Source organism: Pseudomonas putida (assembly GCA_029953615.1).
Classification (GTDB): domain Bacteria; phylum Pseudomonadota; class Gammaproteobacteria; order Pseudomonadales; family Pseudomonadaceae; genus Aquipseudomonas.
The window spans coordinates 593,156-613,750 of sequence record CP124529.1 but is presented as its reverse complement, the minus strand read 5'-3'; the positions used below and the strand labels follow the sequence as shown (position 1 = coordinate 613,750).

The 20,595-nt window shown below is 63.8% G+C and carries 20 protein-coding genes and 5 pseudogenes; 18 read left to right on the top strand and 7 right to left on the bottom strand.

Translation table 11 applies throughout. The features are described from left to right. Positions 1 to 7 precede the first annotated feature (7 nt). The 11 genes and pseudogenes from ccmA (at position 8) to QIY50_02775 (ending at position 8,315) form a co-directional block, all read left to right on the top strand. Positions 8 to 640: a cytochrome c biogenesis heme-transporting ATPase CcmA gene (gene ccmA / locus QIY50_02825; protein WGV21226.1), complete on the top strand. Its 633-nt coding sequence runs from the start codon at positions 8 to 10 to the stop codon at positions 638 to 640. Further along, positions 637 to 1,305, top strand: a complete 669-nt coding sequence (gene ccmB / locus QIY50_02820; protein WGV21225.1) for a heme exporter protein CcmB — start codon at positions 637 to 639, stop codon at positions 1,303 to 1,305. The genes ccmA and ccmB overlap by 4 nt, the downstream gene beginning before the upstream one ends. A 46-nt stretch (positions 1,306 to 1,351) precedes the next feature. Beyond that, positions 1,352 to 2,120, top strand: a pseudogene (locus QIY50_02815) (heme ABC transporter permease). After that, positions 2,117 to 2,294 (top strand): annotated as a pseudogene (gene ccmD, locus QIY50_02810) (heme exporter protein CcmD). Before QIY50_02815 ends, ccmD begins: the two co-directional pseudogenes overlap by 4 nt. Further along, a complete protein-coding gene (gene ccmE / locus QIY50_02805) occupies positions 2,291 to 2,746 on the top strand; it encodes a cytochrome c maturation protein CcmE (protein WGV21224.1) in 456 nt (151 codons plus the stop codon). Before ccmD ends, ccmE begins: the two are co-directional and overlap by 4 nt. 11 nt (positions 2,747 to 2,757) lie before the next feature. Further along, positions 2,758 to 4,733: pseudogene (locus tag QIY50_02800) on the top strand (heme lyase CcmF/NrfE family subunit). After that, entirely contained in the window at positions 4,730 to 5,266 is a 537-nt protein-coding gene (locus tag QIY50_02795; protein WGV21223.1) for a DsbE family thiol:disulfide interchange protein, read from the top strand. The pseudogene QIY50_02800 and the gene QIY50_02795 overlap by 4 nt, the downstream one beginning before the upstream one ends. After that, on the top strand, positions 5,263 to 5,751 hold the full coding sequence (locus QIY50_02790; GenBank protein WGV21222.1) for a cytochrome c-type biogenesis protein CcmH: 489 nt from the start codon (positions 5,263 to 5,265) through the stop codon (positions 5,749 to 5,751). Before QIY50_02795 ends, QIY50_02790 begins: the two co-directional genes overlap by 4 nt. Continuing rightward, entirely contained in the window at positions 5,744 to 6,934 is a 1,191-nt protein-coding gene (gene ccmI / locus QIY50_02785; GenBank protein WGV21221.1) for a c-type cytochrome biogenesis protein CcmI, read from the top strand. Before QIY50_02790 ends, ccmI begins: the two co-directional genes overlap by 8 nt. Before the next feature lie 12 nt (positions 6,935 to 6,946). Next, entirely contained in the window at positions 6,947 to 7,360 is a 414-nt protein-coding gene (locus tag QIY50_02780) for a hypothetical protein (GenBank protein WGV21220.1), read from the top strand. Positions 7,361 to 8,120: 760 nt separating this feature from the next. Continuing rightward, positions 8,121 to 8,315, top strand: a complete 195-nt coding sequence (locus tag QIY50_02775) for a hypothetical protein (GenBank protein ID WGV21219.1) — start codon at positions 8,121 to 8,123, stop codon at positions 8,313 to 8,315. Here QIY50_02775 and QIY50_02770 read toward each other — a convergent pair. Beyond that, a complete protein-coding gene (locus QIY50_02770; GenBank protein ID WGV21218.1) occupies positions 8,287 to 8,775 on the bottom strand; it encodes a hypothetical protein in 489 nt (162 codons plus the stop codon). The genes QIY50_02775 and QIY50_02770 overlap by 29 nt on opposite strands. Here QIY50_02770 and QIY50_02765 point away from each other — a divergent pair. From QIY50_02765 to QIY50_02745, 5 genes and pseudogenes are all read left to right on the top strand, one after another. Continuing rightward, complete coding sequence (locus QIY50_02765) at positions 8,732 to 9,289, top strand: NAD(P)-dependent oxidoreductase (protein ID WGV21217.1); 558 nt, start codon at positions 8,732 to 8,734, stop codon at positions 9,287 to 9,289. The genes QIY50_02770 and QIY50_02765 overlap by 44 nt on opposite strands. Before the next feature lie 50 nt (positions 9,290 to 9,339). Continuing rightward, positions 9,340 to 10,128 (top strand): PhzF family phenazine biosynthesis protein, encoded by a 789-nt coding sequence (locus QIY50_02760; GenBank protein WGV21216.1) that lies wholly within the window; start codon positions 9,340 to 9,342, stop codon positions 10,126 to 10,128. Positions 10,129 to 10,197: 69 nt separating this feature from the next. Beyond that, positions 10,198 to 10,606, top strand: a pseudogene (locus QIY50_02755) (GFA family protein). Between the two features lie 73 nt (positions 10,607 to 10,679). Next, the gene (locus QIY50_02750) at positions 10,680 to 11,018 is read left to right on the top strand and encodes an FKBP-type peptidyl-prolyl cis-trans isomerase (GenBank protein ID WGV21215.1); all 339 of its coding nucleotides are present in this window, start codon (positions 10,680 to 10,682) and stop codon (positions 11,016 to 11,018) included. Positions 11,019 to 11,254: 236 nt separating this feature from the next. Further along, entirely contained in the window at positions 11,255 to 11,917 is a 663-nt protein-coding gene (locus QIY50_02745) for a histidine phosphatase family protein (GenBank protein ID WGV21214.1), read from the top strand. Between the two features lie 137 nt (positions 11,918 to 12,054). Here the strand turns inward: QIY50_02745 and QIY50_02740 are convergent, their stop codons facing one another. From QIY50_02740 to QIY50_02730, 3 genes and pseudogenes are all read right to left on the bottom strand, one after another. Then, positions 12,055 to 12,783, bottom strand: coding sequence for an aspartate/glutamate racemase family protein (locus QIY50_02740; GenBank protein ID WGV21213.1), 729 nt, complete (start codon positions 12,781 to 12,783; stop codon positions 12,055 to 12,057). Positions 12,784 to 12,799: 16 nt separating this feature from the next. Continuing rightward, positions 12,800 to 14,333: pseudogene (locus tag QIY50_02735) on the bottom strand (NCS1 family nucleobase:cation symporter-1). Between the two features lie 558 nt (positions 14,334 to 14,891). Next, positions 14,892 to 15,329, bottom strand: a complete 438-nt coding sequence (locus tag QIY50_02730) for an Lrp/AsnC family transcriptional regulator (protein WGV21212.1) — start codon at positions 15,327 to 15,329, stop codon at positions 14,892 to 14,894. Between the two features lie 133 nt (positions 15,330 to 15,462). Here QIY50_02730 and QIY50_02725 point away from each other — a divergent pair, with 133 nt between their 5' ends. Next, the gene (locus tag QIY50_02725) at positions 15,463 to 16,362 is read left to right on the top strand and encodes a DMT family transporter (protein ID WGV21211.1); all 900 of its coding nucleotides are present in this window, start codon (positions 15,463 to 15,465) and stop codon (positions 16,360 to 16,362) included. Between the two features lie 155 nt (positions 16,363 to 16,517). Then, positions 16,518 to 17,444: a class I SAM-dependent methyltransferase gene (locus QIY50_02720; protein ID WGV21210.1), complete on the top strand. Its 927-nt coding sequence runs from the start codon at positions 16,518 to 16,520 to the stop codon at positions 17,442 to 17,444. 123 nt (positions 17,445 to 17,567) lie between these two features. Here the strand turns inward: QIY50_02720 and QIY50_02715 are convergent, their stop codons facing one another. The 3 genes from QIY50_02715 to QIY50_02705 form a co-directional block, all read right to left on the bottom strand. Beyond that, positions 17,568 to 18,569: a sulfate ABC transporter substrate-binding protein gene (locus QIY50_02715; protein ID WGV21209.1), complete on the bottom strand. Its 1,002-nt coding sequence runs from the start codon at positions 18,567 to 18,569 to the stop codon at positions 17,568 to 17,570. Positions 18,570 to 18,785: 216 nt separating this feature from the next. Beyond that, a complete protein-coding gene (locus tag QIY50_02710) occupies positions 18,786 to 19,607 on the bottom strand; it encodes an ion transporter (GenBank protein WGV21208.1) in 822 nt (273 codons plus the stop codon). 45 nt (positions 19,608 to 19,652) lie between these two features. Next, positions 19,653 to 20,525, bottom strand: a complete 873-nt coding sequence (locus QIY50_02705; GenBank protein WGV21207.1) for an urea transporter — start codon at positions 20,523 to 20,525, stop codon at positions 19,653 to 19,655. Positions 20,526 to 20,595 lie beyond the last annotated feature (70 nt).

Here is a 20,595-nt window from a genome sequence, read left to right as displayed (position 1 = left end):
CGAAACCGTGACCCTTCACCTCCAAGCCGCGGGCCTGGCCTGCGAGCGCGACTGGCGCCTGCTGTTCGAGCACCTCGCTTTCGAGCTGCGGCCCGGCGACATGTTGCAGATCAGCGGCCCCAACGGCAGCGGCAAGACCAGCCTGCTGCGCCTGCTGGCCGGCCTGATGCAGCCGACCGCCGGGCAGATCCTGCTGGGCGGCAAGCCACTGGCCGAGCAGCGCCACGCCCTGGCCAGCATCCTGGTGTGGATTGGCCACGCCGCCGGCATCAAGGACCTGCTCACCGCCGAGGAGAACCTCACCTGGTTGTGCGCCCTGCACCAGCCGGCCAGCCGCGAGGCGATCTGGACGGCACTGGCGGCCGTGGGCCTGCGTGGCTTCGAAGATGTACCCTGCCACACCCTGTCCGCCGGCCAGCAGCGCCGCGTGGCCCTGGCCCGGCTGTACCTGGCCAGCCCGCCGCTGTGGATTCTCGACGAACCGTTCACCGCCCTCGACAAGCAGGGCGTGGCGCAGCTTGAAGCGCACCTGGCGGCCCACTGCGAGCAGGGCGGCACGGTGGTGCTCACCACTCACCACACGCTGGAACGCAAGCCCTCCGGTTACCGTGAACTGAACCTGGGGCAATGGGCGGCATGAGCGTATTCATCCTGTTGTTGCGCCGCGAAGCACGCTTGCTGTTCCGCCGCCCGGCCGAGCTGGCCAACCCGTTGGTGTTCTTCGCCATCGTGGTGGCGTTGTTCCCGTTGGCAGTCGGCCCGGAAAGCCAATTGTTGCAAACCTTGTCGCCCGGCCTGGTCTGGGTGGCGGCACTGCTGGCAGTGCTGTTGTCGCTGGACGGCCTGTTCCGCAGCGATTTCGAGGACGGCTCGCTGGAGCAGTGGGTGCTGTCGCCGCATCCGTTGGCGTTGCTGGTGCTGGCCAAGGTGCTGGCGCACTGGATCTTTTCCGGGCTGGCGCTGGTATTGTTGGCGCCGCTGCTGGCGCTGATGCTGGGGCTGCCAAGCCATTGCCTGCCGGTGCTGCTCGGCTCGCTGTTGCTGGGCACGCCGGTGCTGAGCCTGCTGGGCGCGGTGGGCGCGGCGCTGACAGTCGGTCTGAAGCGCGGCGGTTTGCTGCTGGCATTGCTGATTCTGCCGTTGTATATCCCTGTATTGATCCTGGGCAGTGGTGCGTTGCAAGCGGCGTTGCAGAATATGCCAGCAACCGGCCACCTGCTCTGGCTCGCCAGCCTGACGGCCCTGGCCGTGACCCTGGCACCCTTTGCGATAGCGGCCGGCCTGAAGATCAGCGTTGGCGAATAACGAGTCCCGGGCTTTCAAGCCCGGCCAATACCCTGGATGTACCCTGATGAAAATAAGCTGGACGTGGTTCCACAAGCTGGGCTCCCCCAAATGGTTCTATGCCATCAGTGGCCGCATGCTGCCGTGGCTTGCCGGTGCAGCCGTGCTTCTGCTGCTGGTCGGCATCACCTGGGGCCTGGCCTTCGCCCCGCAGGACTACCAGCAAGGCAACAGCTTCCGCATCATCTACATCCATGTGCCGGCGGCCATGCTGGCGCAGTCCTGTTACGTGCTGCTGGCCGTGGCCGGGGTGGTGGGGCTGGTGTGGAAGATGAAACTGGCCGACGTCGCCTTGCAATGCGCCGCACCGATTGGCGCCTGGATGACCGCCGTGGCGCTGGTCACCGGCGCCATCTGGGGCAAGCCGACCTGGGGTAGCTGGTGGGTATGGGATGCCCGTCCTTACGTCCATGCTCATCCTGCTGTTCCTGTACTTCGGCATCATTGCGCTGGGCCAGGCAATCAGTAATCGTGACAGTGCGGCCAAGGCCTGCGCGGTACTGGCGATTGTCGGCGTGGTGAACATCCCGATCATCAAGTACTCGGTGGAGTGGTGGAACACCCTGCACCAGGGTGCCACCTTCACCCTCACCGAAAAACCGGCGATGCCCGCAGAAATGTGGCTACCGCTGCTGTGCACGGCGCTGGGCTTCTACTGCTTCTTTGGCGCGGTGCTGTTGCTGCGCATGCGCCTGGAAGTGCTCAAGCGCGAGGCGCGCGCCAGTTGGGTCAAGGATGAGGTATTGAACAGCCTGGGGCGGAGGGCCGCACAATGAGTTTTGCCACCTTCGGTGACTTTCTCGCCATGGGCCACCATGGCCTGTACGTGTGGACGGCCTATGGCATCTGCCTGGCGGTGCTGGCGCTGAATGTCGCCGCCCCCGTGCTGGCCCGCCGTCGCCTACCTGCAAGATGAGGCGCGCCGTTTGCGCCGGGAGAACAACCAGTGAATCCGCAGCGCAAGAAACGCCTGTTGCTCATCGCCGGCCTGCTGGTCGGCGTCGGGGTTGCCGTCGGCTTTGCCTTGAGCGCATTGCAGCAGAACATCAACCTGTTCTACACCCCGACCCAGATCGCCAACGGCGAAGCGCCGCTGGACACCCGCATCCGCGCCGGCGGCATGGTCGAGAAAGGCTCGGTGCAGCGTTCGTCCGATTCGCTGGACGTGCGCTTCGTGGTCACCGACTTCAACAAGTCGGTGCCGATCACCTACCGTGGCATCCTGCCCGACCTGTTCCGCGAAGGGCAGGGCATCGTCGCCCTCGGCAAGCTCAACGCCGACGGTGTGGTGGTGGCCGATGAAGTACTGGCCAAGCACGACGAGAAGTACATGCCGCCCGAGGTCACCAAGGCCCTGAAGGAAAGCGGCCAGGCCGCCACCGGCGGGGAGGCCAGGCCATGAACGCGGCGCTGGTGATTCCCGAGCTCGGCCAGTTGGCAATGATCCTGGCCATCTGCTTTGCCGTCGTACAGGCCAGCGTGCCGCTGCTCGGCGCCTGGCGTGGCGACAGCCTGTGGATGAGCCTGGCACGGCCGGCGGCGTGGGGGCAGTTCGCCTTCCTGGCCTTTGCCTTCGCCTGCCTGACCCATGCCTTCATGACCGACAACTTCTCGGTTGCCTATGTGGCCAGCAACTCCAACAGCGCCTTGCCCTGGTACTACAAGTTCAGTGCGGTGTGGGGCGCCCACGAAGGTTCGTTGCTGCTGTGGGCGCTGATCCTCGGCGGCTGGACCTTCGCCGTGTCGGTGTTCTCGCGGCAGTTGCCGCAGGTGATGCTGGCCCGGGTGCTGGCTGTCATGGGCATGATCAGCGTGGGCTTCCTGAGCTTCCTGATCATCACTTCCAACCCGTTCCAGCGCCTGCTGCCGCAGGTGCCGACCGATGGCCGCGACCTCAACCCGCTGCTGCAGGACTTTGGCCTGATCGTCCACCCACCGATGCTGTACATGGGCTACGTCGGTTTCTCGGTCGCCTTCGCCTTCGCCATCGCGGCCTTGCTCGGTGGCCGCCTGGACGCCGCCTGGGCGCGCTGGTCGCGGCCCTGGACCATCGTTGCCTGGGCCTTCCTCGGCGTTGGCATTACCCTGGGCTCATGGTGGGCCTACTATGAGCTGGGCTGGGGCGGCTGGTGGTTCTGGGACCCGGTGGAAAACGCCTCGTTCATGCCTTGGCTGGTGGGCACGGCACTGATCCACTCGCTGGCGGTGACCGAGAAGCGCGGGGTGTTCAAGAGCTGGACCGTGCTGCTGGCGATTGCCGCATTCTCGTTGAGCCTGCTGGGGACCTTCCTGGTGCGCTCCGGTGTGCTGACCTCGGTGCACGCGTTTGCCGCCGACCCGTCTCGCGGCATTTTCATCCTGATCTTCCTGCTGTTCGTGGTCGGTGGTTCGCTCACCCTGTTTGCCCTGCGCGCACCGGTGGTCAAGAGCCAGGTCGGCTTTGCCCTGTGGTCACGCGAGACGCTGTTGCTGGCCAACAACCTGGTGCTGGTGGTGGCGGCCTCGATGATTCTGCTCGGTACCCTGTACCCACTGGTGCTCGATGCGCTCACCGGGGCCAAGCTGTCGGTCGGCCCACCGTATTTCGACGCCTTGTTCCTACCGCTGATGGCGCTGCTGATGGTGGTGCTGGGCGTGGGCGTGGTGGTGCGCTGGAAAGACACCCCGGGCAAGTGGCTGGCCAGCATGATGACCCCGGTGCTGCTCGGCAGCGCCATCCTTGCGCCGGTGGCCGGCTTTATCGTCGACGACTTCGACTGGCCGACCCTGACCGCTTTCGCCCTGGCCGCCTGGGTAGTGCTTGGCGGGCTGCGTGACATTCTCGACAAGACCCGCCACAAAGGCCTGCTCAAGGGCTTGCCCGGGCTCGGTCGCAGCTACTGGGGCATGCAACTGGCGCACTCCTGGGCCTGGCGGTGTGCGCGCTGGGCGTGGTGCTGTCGAGCAACAACAGCGCCGAACGCGACCTGCGCATGGCGCCGGGCGAGAGCGTGGAGCTGGGCGGGTACCACTTCCTGTTCCAGGGTGCCAGGCACTTCGAAGGGCCGAACTTCATTTCCGACAAGGGCACCGTGGTGGTCAGCCGCGATGGCCGTGAAGTGACCACCTTGCACCCGGAGAAGCGCCTGTACACCGTGCAGCAGTCGATGATGACCGAAGCCGGCATCGACGCCGGCTTTACCCGCGACTTGTACGTAGCCCTCGGCGAGCCACTGGAGAACGGCGCCTGGGCAGTGCGCGTGCATATCAAGCCTTACGTCCGCTGGATCTGGCTGGGCGGTCTGCTGACCGGCCTGGGCGGGTTGCTGGCGGCCCTCGACCGGCGCTACCGCGTCAAGGTCAAGACCCGGGTGCGTGATGCCCTGGGCGTGTCTGGAGCAGCTGCATGAAGCGTTGGATCATGGTAGTCCCCCTGGCGGTGTTCCTGCTGGTGGCGGTGTTCCTCTACAAAGGGCTGTTCCTCAAGCCTGACGAGCTGCCCTCGGCGATGATCGGCAAGCCTTTCCCGGCGTTCTCCCTGGCCTCGACCCAGGGCGACCGTACCCTGACCGAGGCCGACTTGCGCGGCCGCCCGGCACTGGTCAACGTGTGGGCCACCTGGTGCCCATCGTGCAAGGTCGAGCACCCGTACCTGAACCAGCTGGCCCAGCAGGGCGTGGTGATTCACGGCGTCAACTACAAGGACGACAATGCAGCGGCCCTGAAGTGGCTGGCCGAGTTTCACAACCCGTACCAGCTGGACATTCGTGACGATCAGGGCAGCCTGGGCCTGGACCTGGGTGTATATGGCGCGCCGGAAACCTTCCTGATCGATGCCAAGGGCATCATCCGCTACAAGCACGTGGGCGTGGTCGATGCCACGGTCTGGCGTGAGCAGCTGGCGCCGCTTTACCAAGGCCTGGTCGACGAGGCCAAGCCATGAAGCGGGGGCTGGCAGCTGCCTTGCTGGGGCTCTTCATGGGGTTGAGCCTGGCAGGCGTGGCCAAGGCGGCCATCGACACCTACCAGTTCCGCGACGATGCCGAGCGTGAGCGCTACCAGCAGCTGACCAAGGAGCTGCGCTGCCCCAAGTGCCAGAACCAGGACATCGCCGACTCCAACGCGCCGATTGCCGCCGACCTGCGTCGGGAAATCTTCCGAATGCTCGGCGAGGGCAAGAGCAACCAGCAGATCGTCGACTTCATGGTCGACCGCTATGGCGACTTCGTGCGTTACAAGCCGGCGCTCAGCGGGCGCACCTGGCTGCTGTGGTTCGGCCCGGGGATTTTGCTGGCCGGTGGTTTCGTGGTACTGGCGCTGATCGTGCGTCGGCGCCGCGGTACGGCTGTGCAGGGCGCCAATGAGTTGTCTGCCGAAGAACGCGAGCGTCTCGCCAAATTGCTGGAAAAAGAACAGACCCATGATTGAATTCTGGCTTAGCGCGGGCCTGTTGCTGCTCGCTGCCCTCAGCTTCCTGCTGATCCCGACCCTGCGTGGCCGTGGCCGCCAGCAGGAAGAAGACCGCACCGCCCTGAACGTGGCCCTGTACCAGGAGCGCGTCGCCGAACTGGCTGCCCAGCAGGCCGCTGGCGTGCTTGACGAGGTGCAGATGGCCAAGGGCCGTGACGAGGCCGCCCGTGAGCTGCTGGCCGATACCGAAGGTGCCGAGCCCACGCGCCAGAGCAGCCTGGGCAAGGCCCTGCCGTTGCTGGCGGCGCTGCTGGTGCCGCTGATGGCGCTGGGGCTGTACCTGCATTTCGGCGCAGCCGACAAGGTGGAACTGACCCAGGAGTTTGCCGAGGCGCCCAAGTCGATGGAAGAAATGACGGCCCGCCTGGAGCGCGTGGTGCAGGCCCAGCCGGAATCGGCCGAGGCCATGTACTTCCTTGGCCGCGCCTATATGGCCGAGCAGCGCCCCGCCGATGCCGCGCGTACCTTCGAGCGCGCCGTGGCCCTGGGCGGTCGCCAGCCCGAATTGCTCGGGCAGTGGGCACAGGCGCTGTACTTCGCCGCCGACAAGCAATGGAGCGCGCAGTTGCAGGCGCTGACTGACGAGGCGCTGAAAGCCGACCCCAACGAAGTGACCAGCCTTGGCCTGCGTGGTATCGCCGCCTTTGAGGGCGAGCGTTATCAGGAAGCCATCGATTACTGGAAGCGCCTGCTGGCGCAGCTGCCGGAGGGTGATGCCTCGCGTGCGGCGCTGCAGGGCGGCATCGACCGTGCTGCCGAGCGCCTGGGTGGCTCACCGGGGCAGGCTACGGCGCCGGTGGCGGCTCGCTTGAAGGTGCGGGTGGCGCTGGCGGCGGCGCTGAAGGACAAGGTCAAACCGGACGACACGGTGTTCATCTTCGCCCGTGCCAGCAATGGCCCGCCCATGCCGTTGGCGGCCAAGCGGGTGACGGTGGCGCAGTTGCCGATCGAGGTGGAGTTGTCCGATGCTGACGCCATGATGCCGCAGATGAAACTGTCGGACTTTGCCGAAGTCCAACTCGTTGCACGTGTATCACGCGCTGGCCAGCCAACCCATGGCGAGTGGATTGGCCAGGGCACACCACTGCCCAGCGCCACCCAGGCCACCCAGCACCTGACCATCGACAGCCCCGACCCGTAAGAGAGCAATGCCATGCACAGCATCGTCCGCCTGACCCTGATCACCCTGGCCCTGGGTTTGTCTGCGTGTACGGTGCGTGAGCCGTACGAGCAGCCCGAACCACCGATCGAGCGCCTGCCGCCGCAGCCGGGGCCGGCGGTAAAGCCAGTGCCGGACAGGCAGCCGGCCCCGAGCAAGCCTGCGGCCACGCCCAAGCCGATGCCGCGCACCTCGGCCAGCTTCGCGCCGCCACCTGGTGGGGCCAGCCATTGGGATCCGAAGCTGGGTGTGTATGTGCTGGAGAAGAAGCCCAATACCTTTTACCGGCAGCGGACCTACTACCGCTTCGACAACGGCTGGAGCTGGTCGCTGAGCCCGGATGGGCCGTGGCAGGAGACTGACAGCAGCGGTGTGCCGGGCGGCCTGGGGCGCGCTTTCGCCCAATAATTGCAAACTTGCCGTTGCCGTTGCCGTTGCCGTTGCCGTTGCCGTTGCCGTTGCCGTTGCCGTTGCATTTGCTTTTGCTTTTGCTTTTAAGCGCGCGATATTTCAGGCGCCGCAGATTGCGACTTCAGGAGGCCGAGCGAAGGGACTGCGGAGGGAGGTGACGGGCATGGATGCCCGTCAAGCGCTGAGGCCCCATGGATGGGGCCTGCAGCGCGTACTCCCGGGAGCAGGCCCGTAGCGAGGGAACCCCGGAGCGCAGCGCAGGGGCCGGATGATGGGAGCCGACGGTTTTTGGTTCCTTTTTGCCACGACAAAAAGGGACCCGCCGTAAGGGCGGAAAGGTGAATAAGCGCCACCTTTGAAAATGAATGTTGACCTTGTTGTTGATGCCCACGCTTGAGAGCGAAAAGCGAAAAGCGAAAAGCGAAAAGCGAAAAGCGAAAAGCGAAAAGCGAAAAGCGAAAAGCGAAAAGCGAAAAGCGAAAAGCGAAAAGCGAAAAGCGAAGAGCGAAGAGCGAAGAGCGGAAAAGTACTGGTCTTGATATCGCGCATAGTCCATTTACGATGGCGACGCACACTCACCTTTTCGCCCTTACGGCGAGTCACTTTTTGCCAAACGCGGCAAAAAGTAACCAAAAAACGCTGCGCTCCCATCATCCGGCCCCTACGCTGCGCTCCGGGGTTCCCTCGCGCCGGTCTTGCTCCCGGGAGTACGCGCTGCAGGCCCCATCCATGGGGCCTCAGCGCTTGACGGGCATCCATGCCCGTCACCTCCCTCCGCAAGACCTCTGCTCGGCCTCCTGAAGTCGCGAAGATCAAGATCAAGATCAAGATCAAGATCAAGATCAAGATCAAGAGCTTGAGCTTGAGCTTGAGCTTGAGCTTGAGCGGGTTCGCGGGGAGCGGTACAGTACAGTTTTGCCTCGTTATTTCGATTGACTGTATTGGCTACTGATTCCGCATAATGCCCCTTCAAAAAAGGAGGTGGCATGCACAAGACAGTCCTGGTACTGGTGGAAACCGTCGATGATTACCTGCCCATACTGGAGCAGGCCGGCTACCGCCTGATCCGTGCCCCCTCGCCGCAACAGCGGGCAGATGCCATTCTGCGCCATTCCCAGGAAATCGACGCCGTGCTCACCCGTGGCCCATTGGGCCTGACTGCAGCCGAAATCGACGCATTGCCCAACTTGCAGATCATCTGCGTGATCGGCGCTGGCTACGAGCAAGTCGACCTGACCGCCGCTTCCGCCCGCGGCATCACCGTCACCAACGGCGCCGGGGCCAATGCCGCTGCGGTCGCCGACCACACCCTTGCCCTGCTGCTGGCGCTGCTGCGCGACGTTCCCCGTGCCGATGCCAGCACCCGGCGTGGCGAATGGAACCGGGATTATCAGCGCTTCCGTCAGTGGCAAGCGCCTGGGCATTCTCGGCCTCGGCGCCGTAGGCCTGGCGATCGCCAAGCGCGCCCACCTGGGCTTCGACATGCCCGTCAGCTACCACAGCCGCGCGCCGCGCCAGGACGTGCCCTACACCTGGTACGACAGCCCGCTGCACCTGGCCGAAGCCGTCGACATCCTGGTGGTGGCCACCCCCGGCGGTGCCAACACCCACCACCTGGTCGATGCACAGGTGCTCAAGGCCTTGGGGCCCGAGGGCTACCTGGTGAATATCGCCCGTGCCAGCGTGGTCGACACCCAGGCCCTGGTGGCCGCGCTGCAGCATGGCCAGCTGGCGGGTGCGGCACTGGATGTGTTCGACGACGAGCCAGCTGTGCCCGATGCCCTCAAGGCCCTTGGCAACACCGTCCTCACCCCCCACGTGGCTGGCCAGTCGCCGGAGGCGGCACGCGACACGGTAACCTTGGTGTTGCGCAACCTGCAGGCGTTCTTTGCCGGCGAAGCCGTGTTGACCCCGGTACGCCAGTAACCCTTTTTATCCATCTGCCTGGCAGCGGTCGGGCAATAAGGAGTGTGTGCATGCAACTTGAAATCTTCCAGGTCGATGCGTTTTCCGCCGAACCGTTCGGGGGCAACCCGGCGGCAGTGATCCCGCTGCAAAGCTGGCTGCCGGACGATGTGCTGCAGCGTATCGCTGAAGAAAACAACCTGTCGGAAACCGCCTACTTCGTGCGCAACGGCGAAACCTTCGACCTGCGCTGGTTCACCCCGACCGTGGAAGTCGACCTGTGCGGCCATGCCACCCTGGCCTCGGCCTATGTGCTGTTCGAGCAACTGGGCGAGCAGGCGCAGGTGCTGCGCTTCAATACCCGCAGTGGCGAGCTGCGTGTCAGCCGCAATGCCGACGGGCTGCTGGCCATGGACTTCCCGGCCAAACAGCCGGTCGCCGTGGACATTCCGCAGGGCCTGCTGCAGGCGCTGGGCCTTGGTCAGGCACAGGCGTTGTACCGCAGTGACGACTATGTGGTGGTGATCGATGACGCCCTGTCGCTTGACACCCTGAAGCCGGATTTTGTTGCGCTGTCGGCTTTCGATGTGCGCGGTATCGCCGTTACCGCAGCAGGCCGTGGTTTTGATTTCGTCACTCGCTGGTTTGGCCCGCGGGTCGGTGTGAACGAAGACCCGGTGACCGGCTCGGCGCACACTTCGCTGGCGCCTATATGGGCCGAGCGCCTGGGCAAGGACGCGCTGAGCTGCGAGCAGGGTGGGGTGCGCAAAGGGCAGCTGCGGTGCGAAGTGCCGGGTAACGGCCGGGTGATCATCAGTGGTCGGGCGGCGCTGTACATGCGCGGTACCATTTACATCTAGAAGCCCACGCGATGCGCTGTAGGAGCGCAACTATACTGGTCTGCCCATCCCTTGCTGAAGGAGCCAGCCATGGCCCTGGAAAAACACGGCACCTGCCTGTGCGGCGCCACCCGGCTCAAGGGTCATCGTCGACAACACCCATATCAGCGCCTGCCACTGCAGCATGTGCCGCAAGTGGACCGGTGGCCCACTGTTGGTGGTGCACTGCAGCCAGCCACCGGTGATCGAAGGGCGCGCGCCCAGCGTGTATGAGTCTTCCGACTGGGCCCAGCGCGGTTTCTGCGGCCAGTGCGGCACGCACCTGTACTACCGGCTCAAGGCCAATGACTTCCACGCCGTGCCGGTCGGCCTGCTCGACGGCGACCAGGAGTGGGATTTCGACCTGCAGATTTTCGTCGAAGAGAAACCCGCCTGGTACTGCTTCGCCAACCAGACCAAGGAACTGACCGGCCAGGAAGCTTTCGAGCAGCTCGGCTGATCAAACCGAACTTGCCAAACCGTTGCATACCTGAGAAAAGGGCGGCTTTGTTTCCAGTATTGGAGGATGCCCCGTGAGCCAGGAACTGCAGATCATCGACCTTGTGGAGGGGGATGGCAAAGCCGCCGTCAAAGGTGCCCTGATCACCACCCAGTACACCGGCTGGCTGGCCGACGGCAGCGAGTTCGATTCGTCCTGGTCGCGCGGCAAACCGTTCCAGTGCGTGATCGGCACCGGCCGGGTGATCAAGGGCTGGGATCAAGGCCTGATGGGGATGCGCGTAGGCGGCAAGCGCAAGCTGCTGGTACCGGCGCACCTTGGCTACGGCGAGCGCAGCGTGGGGGCGATTCCGCCCGGTTCGGATTTGACCTTCGAGATCGAATTGCTGGAAGTGCTGACGCGCGATGATTGAGGAGCCGTATTGCAACGCGAGGTTCTTGCACGTTACACAATTCGGCAACACCCATCCTCTAACGTAAGCCTTGCCTAGGGAACGGCATCCACCTCCAGGAAGGAACCAAACGGGTTCAGGGCACTCTCACCCTCACTCGTTGCCAAGGACGGCATTCACTACAAGGATGCCCCGCGGTGCTATCGGCGGGGGATGTGGCGGGTCAACCCGATTTTCTGCCACTCGAGCCTGTCCTGATGAAGTTGCCAACATTCTTCCGCCGTCGTCGTCACTGGTTGCTGAGCCTGGTGCTGACTGCCGTTGCCGTACCGCTGGCGTTGGAGGCTGTCGAAAGCCGGGCGCAACCGGTGGATGGCACCCAGACCCTGGTGTTCCTGCGCCACGCCGAGAAGCCGGGCGAGGGGCTGGGTCAATTGAACTGCCAGGGCCTCAACCGGGCGCTGGACCTGGCTACCGTGCTGCCCGAGCGCTTTGGAAAGGCCGATTACGTGTTCGCTGCCAACCCTTCACGGCATGTCGAGGAAGGCAGCAAGGACGAAAGCTACAGCTACATTCGCCCGCTGATGACCATCAGCCCCAGCGCCATTCGCCTGGGCCTGCCAGTCAACATTGACTACGGCGCCAACGACACCGACGCGCTGGCCGAAGAGCTGCTGCGCGACAAGTACCGTAACGCGACCGTGTACACCGCCTGGTCGCATGGCTACCTCCCCGACCTGATCAATGCCGTGGCTGGCAAGGCCCTGGGTGAAGAGCGGGTGATCACCGAGGACTGGAACGGCGACGACTTCGACACCCTCTACGTCCTCACCCTGACCTGGCACGACGGCAAGGCCAGCCTGCTAAGCCGCAACGTGCGCCAGGGCTTGAATGATGGTGCACATAGCTGCCCGACCTGATCCGCTAGTGAGGGTTTTCCTGTACCGGCCTCTTCGCAGGCTTGCCCGCTCCCACAGGTACTGCATGGCCCTGAAGGCAGTGGGACCCTGTGGGAGCGGGCAAGCCCGCGAAGAGGCCGGTACGGTCAACCCAAGGGTCAACGGCCGAAGCGCATCGGCCAGCCCACCACTTTCTTCACCCGTGGCGTGGCATAGGTACGTACCTTGGAGGTACTCAAGCCCATGCGTACCAGCGATTCTGCAATGGTTACCGCCGCGCTCACACCATCCACCACCGGCACGCCGGTGCGCTGGCGGATCTGCTCGTCCAGACCGGCCATGCCGCCGCAACCCAGGCAGATCACCTCGGCCTTGTCGTCATGCACGGCGCGTTCTGCCTGCTCGACAATCGCCTCCACGGCCCGCTGCGGATCGGCTTCCAGCTCCAGCACTGCCAGCCCGCTGGCCCGCACCGATGCGCAGCGGTCATACAGGCCGGAAAGCTTCAGGCGGTCTTCGATCAGCGGCACGGTGCGATCCAGAGTGGTCACCACCGAGTAGGCATGGCCCAGGTACATCGCCGTGCTGGCGGCAGCATCGGTGATGTCCACCACCGGCACGTTCAGCAGTTCCTGCAGGCCTTCGCGGCCGTGTTCGCCGTAACCCGCCTGGATCACGGCGTCGTAGGGGCCTTCGTAGGCCAGCACCCGGTCCATCACCGCGATGGCGGCCAGGTAACTTTCGAAGTTGCCTTCCACCGACTCGGCACCGAACCATGGGGTGAGGCCGATGATTTCAGTGCCGGGCCCGGCCACCGCACGGGCCTGTTCGGCAATGGCCTCGGTGATGGCTTCGGTGGTGTTGACGTTGGCGATCAGAATACGCATGGGCAGTCCTCCCTGATCAATGGCTGCTGTGGTCAACGGCGATGCATTCGCCGCTGACGTCGTGGTAGTGGCGTTGGCGTGGTGCAATCAGCAGGTACAGGGCGGCGGCGATGCCGGCACCGATCAGCCAGGAGAATGGCGCCACGCTCTGGAAGTTGGGCACCAGCGCCAGGACGATGGCCAGCAGTGCGGCAGGCACGAAGGCGGCTACTGCACGCAGGTTGATGCCTTTGGTGTAGTGGTAGGCGCCGGCCGGGTCTTCGCTGTACAGCTGAGGCACGTTGATGCAGCCTTTGCGCAGCAACCAGTAGTCGGACATGATCACCCCGTACAGCGGGCCGAGCAGGGCACCCAGGCCGGACAGGAAATACACGATTACCAGCGGGCTGTTGTACAGGTTCCACGGCAGGATCAGCACCGCCAGGGTGGCGCTGATCAGCCCGGCGCGGCGGAAGTTGAGGTGGCGGTGGTGCCAGGTTGCTAAGGACGAAGGCCGGGGCGACAAAGTTGGCCATGATGTTCACTGCCACCGTGACGATCAGGAAGGCCAGGCAGCCAAGTACCAGGAACGCTGTGCTGGGGATGGCGGCGACGATCTGGGTCGGGCTGTCGATAATCTGGCCGTTGATCCGGAACTGCGCGCCGCACAGCACCACGGTGATCATGGCGAATACCAGGATGTTCACCGGCAGGCCCCAGAAGTTGCCGACGCGGATGGTCTTGCGGCAGGGCGAGGAGCGAGCGAAGTCACAGAAGTTCAGCACCAGGGTGCCGTAGATCGCCAGCCACAGCGCGCCGCCGGCAAAGATGTTGCGCCACATCTCGTAACCGGTCAGCGGCTCTGCCACCGACCAGGCGATGCGGGCGTCGGCCTTGAAGTACATGAACACTGCCAGGGCGGCGACGGTCAGCAGGATCACCGGACCGGCGAAGGCCTCGTAGCGGCGCACCATCTCCATGCCGTAGGCCAGGATCACCAGTTGCACCAGCCAGATCGACACGAAGCACACCCAGCCCAGGCTCGACAGGCCGAGGATGCTGTCATGGTCGTAGCTTGCCATTTGCGGCCATACGGCAGTAAGCAGCACACGCAGTACCACCGAAGCCAGGTAGGTCTGGATGCCGAACCAGGCGATGGCGATGACCGCGCGGATCAGTGCCGGAATCTGCGCGCCGTGGATGCCGAAGGCGATGCGGCTGATCACCGGGAACGGCACGCCAGTCTTCTGCCCCATATAGCCGGACAGGTTCATGAAGAAGTACACCAGCGCCGCGCCGATGGCCAGCGACAGCAGGATTTGCCAGCCACCCAGGCCGAGGGCGAACAAGCCCATGGCGAACGAGTAGTTGGCGATGTTGTGCACATCGTTGGTCCATAGCGCGAAGATGCTGTAGCCGCCCCAGCGACGGCCCTCGACGCGTGTCGGGGCGAGGTCGCGGTTGTGCAGGCGCGGGCTCAGGGCAAGTTCCGGCTGGTGACCGGCAAGAGGGGAAGCGGGGTGGGTGCTGGCGACGGATAGTTCAGGGGCAAGGTCGAGGCTGGTACTCATTCCGGCGGGCTCCTGATGCACGTGACTGCGATGAGCGGGCATGCGCACGGGCTCGCCATCTCGTCGGTGCAGCGTTGGCATCTCAGGGTTTGGGGCGCGGCGGCCGATGTTGAGTCGGCGTCGCGGGTTCTTGTGTATTTATGTTTTGCTTGGTTTGTATACAAAACACGAACACACAAAAGCGAGTTCCATGCCAAGGGAAAAGCAACTTTCAGCTTGCCATCATTTTGAATCTATCTTGTTGAAATATAAGTTGATGAAAATAAGGAGATATAAGTTGACCAAGTGAACAGGTTTATATTTTTCGAAGATGATTTAGTTGATCAGTTGGTCAGAATAAATTGTGGGAAGTGTGTAACGTATTGGGGCGTGATACTGGTAAGTGCACACAAAAACGGCACTTATGGTGACATTCTTGTGTACAAAAATTAGTCAACTTTTCCCTGTGCCGGCCTTTTCGCGGGCACGCCCGCTCCCACAGGGACCGCATTGCGTCCGGGGATTGTGGAGATCCTGTGGGAGCGGGCGTGCCCGCGAAGAGGCCAGAACAGGAGGAAATCAGTCCATCGGCGGCAACCGCCGCTTCACCGGAGTCTTCTTGATGATTGCGGTATTGGTCTCGGCCACCGTATAGAGGCGGTCGAGCAGGGTGTCCAGTTGCTCCATCGAGCGTACATGCAGGCGGGCAATGAAGCAGTCTTCGCCAATAACCTTGTCGCACTCGGTGAACTCGGGAATGGCGATGATCTGCCGCTCCACCTCCTGCAACTGCCCCGGTAGCGGGCGGATGCGCACGATGGCCTGCAGCTGGTAGCCAAAGGCGCGCGGATCGACCTCAACGGTGTAACCGCGCAATACGCCGCGTTCCTCCAGCCGGCGCAGGCGTTCGCTGACGCTGGGTGCCGACAGCCCGCTGATCTGCGCCAAGGCCTTGAGCGAACGGCGTGAATCCTCCATCAGTGCATTGATCAGCAGTTGGTCGATGGCATCGGTCATGGTCACCTCGTAAGGTCGTTCGTGTGATTTGCCTTGATAGTAAAGGTAGTTCGGCAAATCCACCTTCGATATCCGCTGGAAGGCCTCGCAGAAACATTTGCATACTGTTGCCATCATCGACAGGAGGTGTGAGATGGATAGTTCGTTGCGTCGTGGCTCGCTGGAAATGGTCGCCGCCATGCTGATTTCAGGAACCATCGGCTGGTTCGTGCTGGTGTCCGGCCAGCCGGTGCTCGAGGTGGTGTTCTGGCGCTGCGTATTCGGTGCCGTAACCTTGCTGGCTATTTGCGCAGGTTTCGGCTTGCTGCGGCCGGGCGTGATCAGCCGCACGGCGTTTCTGCTGGCGATTGCCAGCGGTGTGGCCATTGTCGGCAACTGGGTGCTGCTGTTCGCCTCCTACTCGCGGGCGTCGATTGCCATCGGCACGGCGGTGTACAACGTGCAGCCGTTCATATTGGTTGGGCTGGCGGCAGTGTTCCTGGGCGAGAAGATCACCCTGGCCAAGGTCACCTGGCTGAGCGTGGCGTTCCTCGGCATGCTGGCCATCGTCAGTGCCCATGGCGCGGGGCAGGGTGGCGGTGAGGACTATTTGCTGGGCATTGCGCTGGCGCTGGGGGCGGCCTTCCTGTATGCCATCGCGGCGTTGATCATCAAACGCCTGAGTGGCACGCCACCGCACCTGATCGCGCTGATCCAGGTGGCCACGGGTGTGCTGCTGCTGGCGCCGTGGGTCAAGCTTGGCGGGTTGCCCGGTGAACTGCCGGCGCTGGCCAGCCTGGTGACATTGGGCATGGTGCACACCGGCTTGATGTATGTGCTGCTGTACAGCGCCATCCAGCGCTTGCCCACGGCGTTGACCGGGGCACTGTCGTTCATCTACCCGATTGCGGCGATTCTGGTGGACTGGGTGGCGTTCGGGCATCGCCTGGTGCCGCTGCAGTGGCTGGGGGTTGCGTTGATTCTTCTGGCAGCGGCGGGGATGCAGCAGGGGTGGTGGTTCCGGCCCGGGACCATGGCGGTAAAGGGGCATTGAGGCCGCTTTGCGGCCTATCGCCGGCAAGCCAGCTCCCACAGCTCCTGCGCAAGCTTCGAGACCTGTGCAGTACCTGTGGGAGCTGGCTTGCCGGCGATAGGGCGCGAAGCGCCCTCAGGGGGTAGAATGCCGCTTTTGCCAGCCTGCGACCCATGATGACTTCGCCGATCCACATTCTGGAGCAACACCTGCTCGCCGCCCTCGACCCTGCCCCGCAGGAAACCCGCCGCCTGTTCCACGGCCGCGGCCGCTGCTGGGCGGGCCTGGAGCAGGTCACTGTCGACTGGCTGCAAGGTGTGCTGTCGGTCGCCCTGTTCCGCGAACCGCCCGAAGGCCAGCTGGCCGAACTGGAAGCCATGCTGCGTGCCTTGGCGGAGCGCCCGCAGTGGACTGGCCAGGCCATCCTTGTCCAGCACCGCTACCTGCCCGATAGCCCGGGCCAGTGGCTGCTGGGCGAGCCGTGCCAACAACGCGAAGTGGTCGAAGACGGCCTGACCTACCTGCTGGACCTGGGCGTGCGGCAGAACAACGGCTTGTTCCTCGACATGCGCTATGGCCGGCGCTGGGTACGCGAGCAGGCGGCGGGCAAGCGCGTGCTGAACCTGTTCGCCTACACCTGCGGCTTCTCGGTGGCGGCGATTGCCGGTGGCGCCGAGCAGGTGGTGAACCTGGACATGGCCAAGTCGGCGTTGTCCAGGGGCCGCGACAACCATCGCCTCAATGGCCACGATGCGTCGCGGGTGGCGTACCTGGGGCACGAGCTGTTCAAGTCGTGGGGCAAGGTGCGCAAGTACGGGCCTTATGACCTGATCATCATCGACCCGCCGACCTTCCAGCGCGGCAGTTTTGTGCTGACCCAGGACTACGCGAAGATCCTGCGGCGCTTGCCAGAGTTGTTGAGCGAGGGCGGGACGGTACTTGCGTGCGTGAACGACCCGGGCATCGGACCGGAGTTCCTGATCGAGGGGATGGCGGAGCATGCGCCGTCGCTGGCATTTGTCGAGCGGCTGGAGAACCCGCCTGAGTTTCCTGATGTGGACCCGGCGGGGGGACTGAAGGCTTTGGTATTCCGCCAGGTCTGATGTCTCCTGCACTGGCCCCTTCGCGGGCTTGCCCGCTCCCACAGGGACCCCACAGCATTCAGGCCTGTGGTAATCCTGTGGGAGCGGGCAAGCCCGCGAAGAGGCCGGTAAGGCTTACATCAATTACTGATTGTTGCTGTAGATCTGGTCAAATACCCCACCATCATTGAAGTGGGTCTTCTGCACGGTGCGCCAGTCGCCGAAGGTCTTCTCTACCGACAGGAAGTCCACTTTCGGGAAACGGTCGGTGTACTTGGCCAGCACCGTCGCGTCACGCGGGCGCAGGTAATTCTGTGCGGCGATTTCCTGGGCGGCTGGCGACCACAGGTACTTCAGGTATTCCTCGGCCGCGGCCTGGGTGCCTTTCTTCGCCACTACCTTGTCGACCACGCTGACCGGCGGTTCGGCTTCGGCCGACACGCTCGGGTAGACCACTTCGAACTGGTCGCGGCCGAACTCGCGGGCGATCATTTCGGCTTCGTTCTCGAAGGTCACCAGCACGTCGCCGATCTGGTTGGTCATGAAGGTGGTGGTGGCTGCACGGCCACCGGTGTCCAGCACCGGCGCCTGCTTGAACAGCTTGCCGACGAAGTCCTTGGCCTTGTTTTCATCACCGCCTTGCTTGAGCACATAGCCCCAGGCCGACAGGTAGGTGTAGCGGCCGTTACCCGAGGTCTTGGGGTTGGGCACGATCACCTGTACGCCATCCTTGAGCAGGTCGGGCCAGTCTTTCAGCGCCTTGGGGTTACCCTTGCGCACGATGAACACGGTGGCCGAGGTGAACGGCGCGCTGTTGTTTGGCAGGCGGGTCACCCAGTTGTCCGGCACCAGCTTGCCATTGTCGGCCAGGGCGTTGATGTCGGTGGCCATGTTCATGGTAATGACATCGGCCGGCAGGCCATCGATCACCGCTCGCGCCTGTTTGCTCGAGCCGCCGAAGGACATCTGCACGTTGACCTTCTCGTTGTGCTCGGCTTCCCAGTGCTTCTGGAAGGCCGGGTTGTAGTCCTTGTAGAAGTCGCGCATCACGTCGTAGGACACGTTGAGCAGGGTGGGGGCAGCCTGGGCGATGTTGCCCAGGGCCAGGCCTGCGGCGAGCAGCGAGGCGGCGAAGAGTTTTTTCACGTTGCTTCCTTGTTATCGAGAAGGTGTTGGCAGTTTGCCTGCGACTATAGCGGGTGGGTTTGTAGGGGTTAAAGAACAAAAAGGTCTTTGGTTATACCGCTGCCTGCGCCGGCCTCTTCGCGGGCACGCCCGCTCCCACAGGTACGGCGCGATGCTCAGGCCTGGGGTGATCCTGTGGGAGCGGGCGAGCCCGCGAAAGGGCCAGTACAGGCGACATCATTGCTTGGGAAACAGCACATTCCCACAGCGGGAGCAGAACGCCGCCCCATGCTCATGGCTCTTTTTGCTGCAGGTCGGGCAATCATGCTGCAACTGCTCCCCGCGCATGGCATTGGCCAGTTCGGCGGTGAATATCCCGGTGGGTACGGCAATGATCGAATAACCGATGATCATCACCAACGACGATATCACCTGCCCCAGCGGCGTCTTCGGCACGATGTCACCAAACCCCACCGTGGTCAGGGTGACGATGGCCCAGTAGATACCTTTGGGAATGCTGGTAAAGCCGTGTTCCGGCCCTTCGATCACATACATCAGTGTACCGAACACGGTCACCAGGGTGGAAACGGTGACCAGGAACACGATGATCTTCTGCTTGCTGCCACGCAGTGCGTCTATCAGGTAGTGCGCCTGCTTGAGATACGGGCTGAGCTTGAGCACACGGAAAATCCGCAGCATCCGTATCACCCGGATGATCAGCAGGTACTGGGCGTCGCTGTAGTACAGCGCGATGATCCCCGGCACGATCGCCAGCAGATCGACCAAGCCATAAAAGCTGAAGGCATAGCGCAGCGGCTTGGGCGAGCAGTACAGGCGGGTGAGGTACTCGGCGAGGAAGATCGCGGTAAAGCCCCACTCGATGCCTGCCAGCAGGCCGGCGTAGCCCTGGTGCACTTCGTCGATGCTGTCGAGGATCACTGTTACCAGGCTGGCCAGGATGATCAGCAGGAGGATCTTGTCGAAGCGTCTTCCAGCCACGGTATCGGTCTGGAAGACGATGATGTAGAGCTGCTCGCGCAGGCTCGCAGGGTTGTTCATTGGCTCGTTCCACAAAAGCGATGGGCTGAGCCTAGGGGTTGCATTTCAGCTGTGCAAGCGGCTGGCGTCACGCTGCCTGGGCTGGGCCAGGTGGTTGCCCAGGTGCATCAGCCAGCAGGCAGCGACAAAGGGCGCGGTCAGGCCGGGTACCGGTAGCAGCTTGAACAGAGGTTGCAGCAGCAGGGCCAGGGCGATGGCCAGCAACGTCACCCACGGCTTTTCACCCTGCCTGCTGAACGCCAGCGCCGCCAGCGCGGCGTTGAAACCATACAGGCCCAGCCAGGCCGCTTGTGCCTGGTCGGCGAGCAGTGCCACACCGCCGCCGATGGCCGAACCGAGCACGGCCCACAGGGCTGCATAGGGGTTGGCGATGAACATGCCGATGATGATCAGCAGGCCGGCCAGCGGCTGGTCGAGCAGGAAGATCTGGCCCACGCCGCGCGCCAGTGCGTACAGCGGGTCGGCCTCGGCGAAGCCGCTGGGGGAAGGGCTGGCAATCAGCAGGGTGGCCCAGCCCAGCAGCACGAAGGGTGCGGTGTAGGCGACCAGCAGCTTGCCGCCGCGCTTGCGCCACTGGTGGGTGATGATGCTCGACAGGCCGCCAGCGGCAATGATCAGAGGCGGCAGGATGACCGACCAGGGCAGCACGGCGCTGATCAGGATGCCGATGAGTACGCCGTTGTAGCAGTACAGCCCGGCCTGGCGGTCGGCGCGATCGTAGCCGCGGGCCTGGGCGGTGAGCAGGCCGGCCAGGGCGCCGAGCAGGGCGCCGCCGACCAGGTTGGGTGCGGTCAGCAGGATGGCCAGCAGGCAGCACAGGCCGCACAGGGGGGTGCGCAGCAGCAGCACCTGGCTGAAGCCGTTGAGTAACGCCGTGGCCCAGTCCGGGCACGGGTTGACGAAATTTTTGGTGTACATCGGGGCAGTCAGTGAGGTTGATGGGGCGCGGTGGGCCTCTTTGGGCCTCGGGTTTTCCGCAGTTGTGTGC